Below are 8,779 nucleotides of genomic sequence, written 5' to 3' on the forward strand. Positions count from 1 at the left end.
ACAGGTTCTCGGTCGCCGAAGCCATAGGCGTCGGCCGTACCGCTTTCGACCAGCGGCAGCGCCTGGATCGCCTTCACAGCCGAGCGCGGAAACACCGGACGCGCCGTGTCGCCGATCTCCAGCAACGGCTTGCCGTCGGCGTCGAAGACAGCGACCGCGCCGCGATGGGCACTCTCGACCACCGCGCCGCGCAGAACCTCGACCAGAACCGGATTTGCCATGCTGCCTCCCGCACGCGCGCGCCCAGAGCGCGCCGCTTTAAATGCGGGCCGCTTCTACCTGATCCGGTCGAGAATGGAAACGTAGTTGGCAACGGCAGCGCCGCCCATGTTGAAGATGCCGCCGAGCTTGGCGCCCGGCACCTGGATGCCGCCGGCCTCGCCGGTGAGCTGCATGGCGGTCAGCACATGCATCGACACGCCGGTGGCACCGATCGGGTGGCCCTTGGCCTTCAGGCCGCCGGAGGGGTTGACCGGCAGGCGGCCGTCCCTAGCTGTCGTGCCGTCAAGCGCCAGCTTCGCGCCCTCGCCGGGTCTGGCTAGGCCCATAGCCTCATACTCGATCAGTTCGGCGATGGTGAAGCAGTCATGCGTCTCGACGAAGGAGAGGTCGTCCAACGTCACGCCGGCCTTCTTTAGCGCCTGGTTCCAGGCTTGCTCGCAGCCCTCGAAGGCGAGGATGTCGCGCTTCGACATCGGCAGGAAGTCCTGGACGTGCTCGTTGGCGCGGAAGGTCACGGCGCGGCGCATCCTCAGTGCCGTCGCGGTGTCGGTGAGCACGAGCGCCGCGGCACCATCGGAGACCAGCGAGCAATCGGTGCGCTTCAGCGGGCCGGCGACGAATGGGTTCTTCTCGCTCTCTTGGCGGCAGAACTCGTAGCCGAAATCCTTGCGCATCTGCGCATAGGGATTGTCGACGCCGTTCTTATGGTTCTTGGCGGCGATCATGGCGAGCGCATCCGACTGGTCGCCATAGCGCTGGAAATAGGCCTGCGCGATCTTGCCGAAGACCCCGGCGAAGCCGGCCGGCGTGTCGCCGTCCTCCGGCAGATAGGAGGCCTTGAGCAGGTTCTTGCCGATCTCGGGGCCGGGCGTGGTCGTCATCTGCTCGGCGCCGACCACCAGTACGATGCGGGCGGCGTTGGCGTCGATGGCGCGGATGCCTTGCCTGACAGCGGCGGAGCCGGTGGCGCAGGCGTTCTCGACCCGCGTCGCCGGCTTGAAGCGCAGCCGGTCGTCGGCCTGCAGGACCAGGCTCGCGGTGAAATCCTGCGGCGAGAAGCCGGCATTGAAATGGCCGAGCACGATCTCGTCGACATCGTCCGGGCCGATGCCGGCATGGTCGAGCGCCTCCACGGCAACCTTGGTGATCAGACCCTCGAGCGTCTCGCCCTCGAGCTTGCCGAAGCGCGAATGCGCCCAGCCGACGATGCATGCGGTCATAACAGCCTCCATTTGCCGCGCAGCCTGGCGTGTGTGGATCTTCAGGTAATGCCGGCCTGACCTGAACCTCCACCCACGCTAGCACGTCCTGTCGCGACATGAGATTCAATATTGTTCAACTGTGAACTTTTTTCCAGCCAATGGGATGGGCCAGAGCCGCACGATCGGTTGATCCCGGCATCGATTTTTTGTTGATTGATCCGTCAATAAAAAATAATCTGGCTTTGAGCCTGGATCCCAGAATGCCGAAAATCGGAATGGAACCCTTGCGCCGCAAGGCGCTCATCGACGCGACGATCTCTGCGATCGGCGAGCGCGGCTCGCTGGACGTGACGATGTCGGAGATCGCTGGCCGCGCCGGCGTGTCGTCGGCGTTGGCGCACCACTATTTCGGCGCCAAGGACGAGCTTTTGTTCGCGACGATGCGGCACATACTGGCGGAGCTCAACACCGATACAAGGCGCGCACTTCGCGCCACCGGCACGGCGCGCCAGCGCGTCTCGGCCGTGGTCGCCGTCAGCTTCTCCGACGACCAGTTCCAGCCCGAGACCATCGCCGCATGGCTTGCCTTCTATGTCGAGGCGCAGAAGTCATCGGCTTTGCGGCGCCTGCTCAAGGTCTATGCAAGGCGGCTGCACTCGAACCTGATGAGCGGGCTGACCGGCATCCTGTCCAGGCGCCAGGCGGATCGCGTCGCCGAAGCCACGGCGGCGCTGATCGACGGGCTCTATATCCGGCGAGCGCTGAAGGACGGCGTGCCGGACGCGGCGACGGCCATCGCGCTCGTCGAAGATTATCTCGAAACCAAGCTCAGCGGACGGAGCCTGCCTTGACGACCGGACGGCCCAATTTCCTGATCGTCATGGTCGATCAGCTCAACGGAACGCTGTTCCCCGACGGGCCGGCGGAGTTCCTGGATGTGCCGCATCTGAAGGCGCTCGCCCAGCGCTCGGCGCGCTTCGCCAACAATTACACTGCCTCGCCGCTCTGCGCGCCCGGCCGCGCCTCGTTCATGAGCGGGCAGCTGCCGTCGCGCACCGGGGTCTACGACAATGCGGCGGAATTCGCCTCTTCGATCCCGACCTTCGCCCATCATCTGCGCGCCGCCGGCTACTATACCTGCCTGTCGGGCAAGATGCATTTCGTCGGACCGGACCAGTTGCACGGCTTCGAGGAAAGGTTGACCACCGACATCTATCCCGCCGATTTCGGCTGGACGCCAGACTACCGCAAGCCCGGCGAGCGCATCGACTGGTGGTACCATAATCTGGGCTCGGTCACCGGCGCCGGCATCGCCGAGACCACCAACCAGATGGAGTATGATGACGAGGTCGTCTTCCTGGCCACGCAAAAGCTCTATCAGTTGTCGCGGGAGCAGGACGATGCCGACCGCCGGCCCTGGTGCCTGACCGTTTCGCTGTCGCACCCGCACGACCCCTACGTCGCGCGCAAGCAGTATTGGGATCTCTACGAGAATTGCCAGGCGCTGGATCCCGAAACCGGGTTCATCGCGCATGACGAGCAGGACCCGCATTCGCAGCGGCTCTACCGCGCCAGCGACTATTCCGCTTTCGAGATCACGACTGAGCAGGTGCGCCGTTCGCGGCGCGGCTATTTCGCCAACATTTCCTATGTCGACGACAAGCTCGGCGAGTTGCTGGACGTTCTCAAGCGGACACGGATGCTGGACGACACCACCATCCTGTTCTGCTCGGATCACGGCGACATGCTGGGCGAGCGCGGCCTGTGGTTCAAGATGAGCTTCTTCGAGGGCTCGGCGCGGGTGCCGCTGATGATTGCCGGCAAGGGCGTGCCGGCCGGGCTGATCGAGGCGCCGGTCTCCAACCTCGACGTGACGCCGACACTGTGCGACCTTGCCGGCATCGATATGAGCGCGATCGCGCCATGGACCGACGGCCAGTCGCTGCTGCCGCTTGCCAATGGCGGGCAGCGCGCCGCGCCGGCATTGATCGAGTACGCGGCCGAGGGCTCCTACGCGCCGCTGGTGGCGATCCGCGACGGCAAATACAAGTTCGTCCATTGCGAGCTCGACCCGCCACAGCTGTTCGATCTCGCAGCCGATCCGCTCGAGCGCGACAACCTCGCCGACGACCCGGCCAACGCGGGCCTGGTGGCCGCGTTCATGGACAAGGTCCGGGCGCGCTGGGACATGGCCGCCTTCGACGCCGCCGTGCGTGAAAGCCAGGCGCGCCGCTGGGTCGTCTATCCGGCGCTGCGCAACGGCGCCTACTACCCGTGGGATTTCCAGCCGCTGCAGAAGGCGTCGGAGCGCTATATGCGCAACCACATGAACCTCGACAATCTCGAAGAGAACAAGCGGTACCCGCGAGGCGAATGATGACAACACTCGTCCCCTCACTCGATCATCTCAAGAAGGCCTATGCCGTCACCTCGACGGCAACGCAGGTGACGCCGCTGCTGGAGTCGGCAGCACTCGCGATGGAGACGGGGGCCGCACGCGTTTTCGTCAAGCCGGAGTCGCTGCAATGGGCCGGCTCTTTCAAGGTGCGCGGCGCCTATTGGCGGCTGAAACAGCTTTCGTCGGATGCGGCAAAGAAAGGCGTCGTCGCCTATTCGTCCGGCAATTTCGCGCAGGGGCTGGCGGCGGCCGGCCAGGCGCTCGGCATTCCCGTCACCATCGTTATGCCGATCGATGCGCCGGTCGCCAAGCGTGACGCCACCGCCGGCTACGCCGCGCGCGCCGTGCTCACCGACCATGGCGATCGCGCCCGTGAGGAAGTGGCGGCCGCCAAGGCGCGCGAGATTGCCGAGACCGAGGGACTCACGCTGCTGCATCCCTTCGACGACCCCGAGATCGTCGCCGGCCAGGCCGGCGCCGGGCTGGAGGCGCTCGACCAGTTGGCGGCGAAGGACGCGCATGCCGACCTGGTGTTCTGCTCGGTTGGCGGCGGTGGGCTGATCGGCGGCGTGTCGCTCGCCTTCCATTACCAGTCGCCGAAGACCGAGGTCATCGCGGTCGAGCCGGAAGGCTTCAACGGCATGGGTTCCTCACTGGCGCATGGCGCCATCGAGACGATGCCGATCGGGCCGAAATCGATCTGCGACGGGCTCATGGCGAGGAAGCCAGGCGAAGCACCCTTCGCGGCGGTGAGCGCGGCCGGCGTGCGTGGCGTCACAGTCGACGACACCTCGGTGCGGCGAGCGATGAAGATCGCGTTCGAGCGGATGAAGCTGGTGCTGGAACCGTCGGGCGCGGCGTCGCTGGCGGCGCTGCTTGGGGGCAAGGTGAACGTGGCGGGAAAGACCGTCCTTGTTGTGGCTACCGGCGGCAATGTCTCGCTCGCCGATTTCATGGCGCATATGAACAATGCTTGAAGCGGATTTCGTCATCATCGGCTCCGGCTCCGCCGGCTCGGCCATGGCCTACAGGCTGTCGGAAGACGGCAAGCACTCGGTGATCGTCATCGAGTTCGGCGGCACAGACATCGGGCCGCTGATCCAGATGCCGTCGGCGCTGTCGATCCCGCTCAACATGAGCCTCTACGACTGGGGTTTCGCCAGCGAGCCGGAACCGCATCTCGGCGGCCGCGTGCTCGCCACCCCGCGCGGCAAGGTGATCGGCGGCTCGTCCTCGATCAATGGCATGGTCTATGTGCGCGGCCATGCGCGCGACTTCGACCACTGGGCCGAACAGGGCGCGACCGGCTGGGGCTTCGCCGACGTGCTTCCCTACTTCAAGCGCATGGAGGATGCCGACGGCGGCGAGGATGGCTGGCGCGGCAAAAGCGGCCCGCTGTATGTGCAGCGCGGCACGCGCAAGAATCCGCTCTACGGCGCCTTCGTCGAGGCCGGCCGCCAGGCCGGCTTCGAACTGACCGACGACTACAACGGATCGAAGCAGGAAGGCTTCGGCCCGATGGAGCAGACGATTTTGGGCGGCCGCCGCTGGTCGGCGGCGAATGCCTATCTGAAGCCGGCCCTGAAACGCAAAAACGTCACTTTGGTCAAAGGCTTCGCCCGCCGCGTGGTCATCGAGAATCAACGCGCCACCGGGGTCGAGATCGAAGCTAACAAACAGATTCAGGTTGTTAAGGCGCGACGTGAGGTGATCGTTGCGGCCTCGTCGATCAATTCGCCGAAGATCCTGATGCTGTCCGGCATCGGCCCGGGCGCGCATCTGCAGGAAAACGGCATAGCAGTGGTGGCGGACAGGCCCGGCGTCGGCAGCAATCTGCAGGACCATATGGAGCTCTACATCCAGCAGGAATCGACCAAGCCGATCACGCTGAATTCAGTGCTCAACCCGTTCTCCAAAGCGTTGATCGGCGCACAGTGGCTGTTCTTCAGGACCGGCCTCGGCGCCACCAACCATTTCGAGGCGGCGGCCTTCGTGCGCTCGCAGGCCGGTGTCGACTACCCTGACATACAGTACCACTTCATCCCGGCGGCGGTGCGCTATGACGGCAAGGCGGCGGCGAAATCGCACGGCTTCCAGGCGCATGTCGGACCGATGCGTTCGAAGTCGCGCGGCTCGGTGACGCTGCGCTCGCCCGATGCGAAAGCCAAGCCGGTGATCCGCTTCAACTACATGTCGCATCCGGACGACTGGACGGAGTTCCGCCACTGCATCCGGCTGACGCGCGAGATTTTTGGCCAGAAGGCATTCGACAGCTTTCGCGGCAAGGAGATATCGCCCGGCAGCCATGTGCAGTCGGATGAGGATCTGGACGCCTTCATCAGGGATCACGCCGAGAGCGCCTACCACCCTTGCGGCACCTGCAAGATGGGCCGCGCCGACGACCTCATGAGCGTCGTCGATCCGGAATGCCGGGTGATCGGGGTCGAGGGCCTGCGCGTCGCCGATTCCTCGGTCTTCCCGCGGGTGACCAATGGCAACCTCAATGCGCCGTCGATCATGACCGGCGAGAAGGCCTCCGATCACATCCTCGGCCGCACGCCTTTGGCGCCGTCCAACCAGGAACCCTGGATCAATCCGCGCTGGCAGGTGGCGGATCGATAGGGCATTGTCAGGCTGGCGCCCTCCCGCCCAGCGACCATCAATGGAGAACACCATGCGCGCCCAGCCCACGGCATCGCACTATGTCAACGGCCGCTACATCGAGGACGAGGGCGGCGCGCCGCTGCCGGTGATCTATCCGGCGACGGGCGAGACCATCGCCACGCTGCATTCGGCGACGCCGAACGTGCTGGAGCTGGCCATCGAGGCCGCGCGCGCCGCGCAGCCGGCCTGGGCGCAGCTGAAACCGGTCGAGCGCGGGCGCATCCTGCGCCGCGCAGCCGACATTCTTCGCGCACGCAATGCGGATCTCGCGCGCATCGAGACGCTCGATACCGGCAAGGCGATCCAGGAGACGCTGGTGGCGGACGCGCCCTCGGCCGCCGACTGCCTGGAATATTTCGGCGGCGCGGTCGCCGCCTTCAACGGCGAGGCGGTCGATCTCGGCGGACCGTTTGCCTACACAAGGCGCGAGGCGCTCGGCGTGTGCGTCGGCATCGGCGCCTGGAACTATCCGATCCAGATCGCCGGCTGGAAGTCGGCGCCGGCGCTCGCCATGGGCAACGCCATGGTGTTCAAACCGTCGGAGAACACGCCGCTGTCGGCGCTGGCGCTGGCCGAGATCTACTCAGAGGCCGGTCTGCCCGACGGGCTGTTCAACGTCGTGCAGGGCTATGGCGATGTCGGCGCAGGTCTCGTCGGCCATGATGTTGTCGCCAAAGTTTCGGTGACCGGATCGGTGCCGACCGGGCGCAAGGTGCTCTCGCTCGCCGGCTCGAAGATGAAGCACGCGACGATGGAACTCGGCGGCAAGTCGCCGCTGATCGTCTTCGACGACGCCGATCTCGAAAACGCCATCGGCGGCGCCATGCTCGGCAACTTTTACTCGACCGGCCAGATCTGCTCCAACGGCACGCGCGTGTTCGTGCAGAAGGGCATCCATGACCGCTTCGTCGACCGGCTGGTCGAGCGCACCAAGAAGATCCGCATCGGCGATCCGCTGGATCCCGAAACCCAGATGGGACCGCTGGTCAACAAGGCGCAGCAGGAGAAGGTCGTCTCCTACATCGCGGCCGGCAGGCAGGAGGGCGCTGCCCTCGCCTGCGGCGGCAACGTGCCGTCTTTGCAGGGTTTTCAGGGCGGCTATTTCGTCGAGCCGACGGTGTTCACCGGCGTGACCGATACGATGCGCATTGCACGCGAAGAGATCTTCGGGCCGGTGATGAGCGTATTGAAGTTCGACGGCGAGGACGAGGTCATCGAGCGCGCCAACGACACCGAATTCGGCCTCGCCGCCGGCGTCTTCACCCGCGACCTGCCGCGCGCCCACCGCGTCATCGCCGAACTGCAGGCCGGCACCTGCTGGATCAACGCCTACAATCTGACGCCGGTGGAAATCCCCTTCGGCGGCGTCAAGCAGTCGGGCATCGGGCGCGAGAACTCGCTTGCCGCGCTGGCGCTCTACTCGCAGTTGAAGGCGGTTTATGTCGAGACGGGGGACGTGGCGAGCCCATATTGAGGGGCTGGCGCGAGGCACGCCTAATCTCCCCCCTTGAGGGGGAGATGTCGCCGAAGGCGACAGAGGGGGTCGCCGCGCGTGGGGCGCTAGCCTTATCCTGTCGCAAAAGAAGGTCGCGTCCAGTCGAACCGACCCCTCTGGCCTGCCGGCCATCTCCCCCTCGAGGGGGGAGATTGGCGGCTTCAGCCTCCCTCCCCGACCGTCCCATCCAGATACTGCGTCAGCGCGCAGACGAGGTGATAGAATATGCTGGCCGGCACGTCGGTCGCCAGCGAGCGGCCGCGCTCGTCGATGCGGTCGATCCACAAGCCCAGCGGCGCCGGATCGATGTGCCAGCGGAACAGCCTGCCGACACGCGCCTCGATCTCGGGCTTGAGGTCCGGCCCGCCGGTGCCATCCAGCGCGATCGCCGCCTTGACAGCTTCGGCCTGCGGCCAACTGCGCGACACCAGGTCGAGCGGCAGGCCCTGCCTGGAGACGGCGCCGTAGGAAAGGCCGGTGGCGCGATTGAGGCCGTTGGCGACAGCGGAGGCGTAGAGCTTGCGGGCGAAGGCGGTGACCTCGGTCTGGCCGCTGCGGCCGGCGAAATCGACGAGCAGCGAGGCCCATTCGAAATGATGGCCGGGCTCGGTCCAGCTGCCCTTCTCGCCGGCCACCGGTTTCCAGCCGTCGTCGAAATATTCGCCGAGCGTCCAGCTTTCAGAGTCGAAGAAGTGGCTGCGGAAGAGATCGATGATCTGCGCCGCGCGGCGCAGATAGGCGCGCTCGCCGGTCGCCTGGTGCCAGGCGAGAAAGGCTTCGAGCAGATGCATATGCGGG

The 8,779-nt window shown here is 65.8% G+C and carries 8 protein-coding genes; 5 read left to right on the top strand and 3 right to left on the bottom strand.

The window, feature by feature from the left end:
- Window positions 1-221, bottom strand: a 221-nt coding sequence (locus EN745_RS23690; RefSeq protein WP_189363142.1) for an asparaginase, incomplete at its 3' end; no start/stop codon positions are given.
- A 54-nt stretch (window positions 222-275) separates the two neighbouring features.
- Window positions 276-1,442 (bottom strand): acetyl-CoA acetyltransferase, encoded by a 1,167-nt coding sequence (locus EN745_RS23695; protein ID WP_126055802.1) that lies wholly within the window; start codon window positions 1,440-1,442, stop codon window positions 276-278.
- Window positions 1,443-1,684: 242 nt separating this feature from the next.
- Between EN745_RS23695 and betI the strand changes: the two genes are divergently transcribed.
- From betI to betB, 5 genes are read left to right on the top strand one after another with little or no spacing between them, the layout of a single operon-like run.
- Window positions 1,685-2,275 (top strand): transcriptional regulator BetI, encoded by a 591-nt coding sequence (betI, locus tag EN745_RS23700; protein WP_127406718.1) that lies wholly within the window; start codon window positions 1,685-1,687, stop codon window positions 2,273-2,275.
- Window positions 2,272-3,801: a choline-sulfatase gene (gene betC, locus EN745_RS23705; protein ID WP_127422398.1), complete on the top strand. Its 1,530-nt coding sequence runs from the start codon at window positions 2,272-2,274 to the stop codon at window positions 3,799-3,801. Before betI ends, betC begins: the two co-directional genes overlap by 4 nt.
- On the top strand, window positions 3,798-4,799 hold the full coding sequence (locus EN745_RS23710) for a threonine/serine dehydratase (protein ID WP_127422399.1): 1,002 nt from the start codon (window positions 3,798-3,800) through the stop codon (window positions 4,797-4,799). Before betC ends, EN745_RS23710 begins: the two co-directional genes overlap by 4 nt.
- Window positions 4,792-6,444: a choline dehydrogenase gene (betA, locus tag EN745_RS23715; protein WP_127407273.1), complete on the top strand. Its 1,653-nt coding sequence runs from the start codon at window positions 4,792-4,794 to the stop codon at window positions 6,442-6,444. The genes EN745_RS23710 and betA overlap by 8 nt, the downstream gene beginning before the upstream one ends.
- 52 nt (window positions 6,445-6,496) lie before the next feature.
- Complete coding sequence (betB, locus tag EN745_RS23720) at window positions 6,497-7,960, top strand: betaine-aldehyde dehydrogenase (RefSeq protein WP_127422400.1); 1,464 nt, start codon at window positions 6,497-6,499, stop codon at window positions 7,958-7,960.
- A gap of 182 nt (window positions 7,961-8,142) precedes the next feature.
- On the opposite strand, the gene EN745_RS23725 is transcribed toward betB, so the two are convergent.
- On the bottom strand, window positions 8,143-8,779 hold a 637-nt coding region (locus EN745_RS23725; RefSeq protein ID WP_189363143.1), incomplete at its 5' end, for an AGE family epimerase/isomerase.

It is taken from the genome of Mesorhizobium sp. M4A.F.Ca.ET.022.05.2.1, from assembly GCF_003998845.1.
Taxonomy (GTDB): domain Bacteria; phylum Pseudomonadota; class Alphaproteobacteria; order Rhizobiales; family Rhizobiaceae; genus Mesorhizobium.

Bases quoted from the DNA above. Each gene is read 5' to 3' on its own strand.
- EN745_RS23695 (WP_126055802.1), bottom strand. From the start codon at position 1,442: ATGACCGCATGCATCGTCGGCTGGGCGCATTCGCGCTTCGGCAAGCTC.
- betI (WP_127406718.1), top strand. From the start codon at position 1,685: ATGCCGAAAATCGGAATGGAACCCTTGCGCCGCAAGGCGCTCATCGAC.
- EN745_RS23710 (WP_127422399.1), top strand. From the start codon at position 3,798: ATGATGACAACACTCGTCCCCTCACTCGATCATCTCAAGAAGGCCTAT.
- betA (WP_127407273.1), top strand. From the start codon at position 4,792: ATGCTTGAAGCGGATTTCGTCATCATCGGCTCCGGCTCCGCCGGCTCG.
- betB (WP_127422400.1), top strand. From the start codon at position 6,497: ATGCGCGCCCAGCCCACGGCATCGCACTATGTCAACGGCCGCTACATC.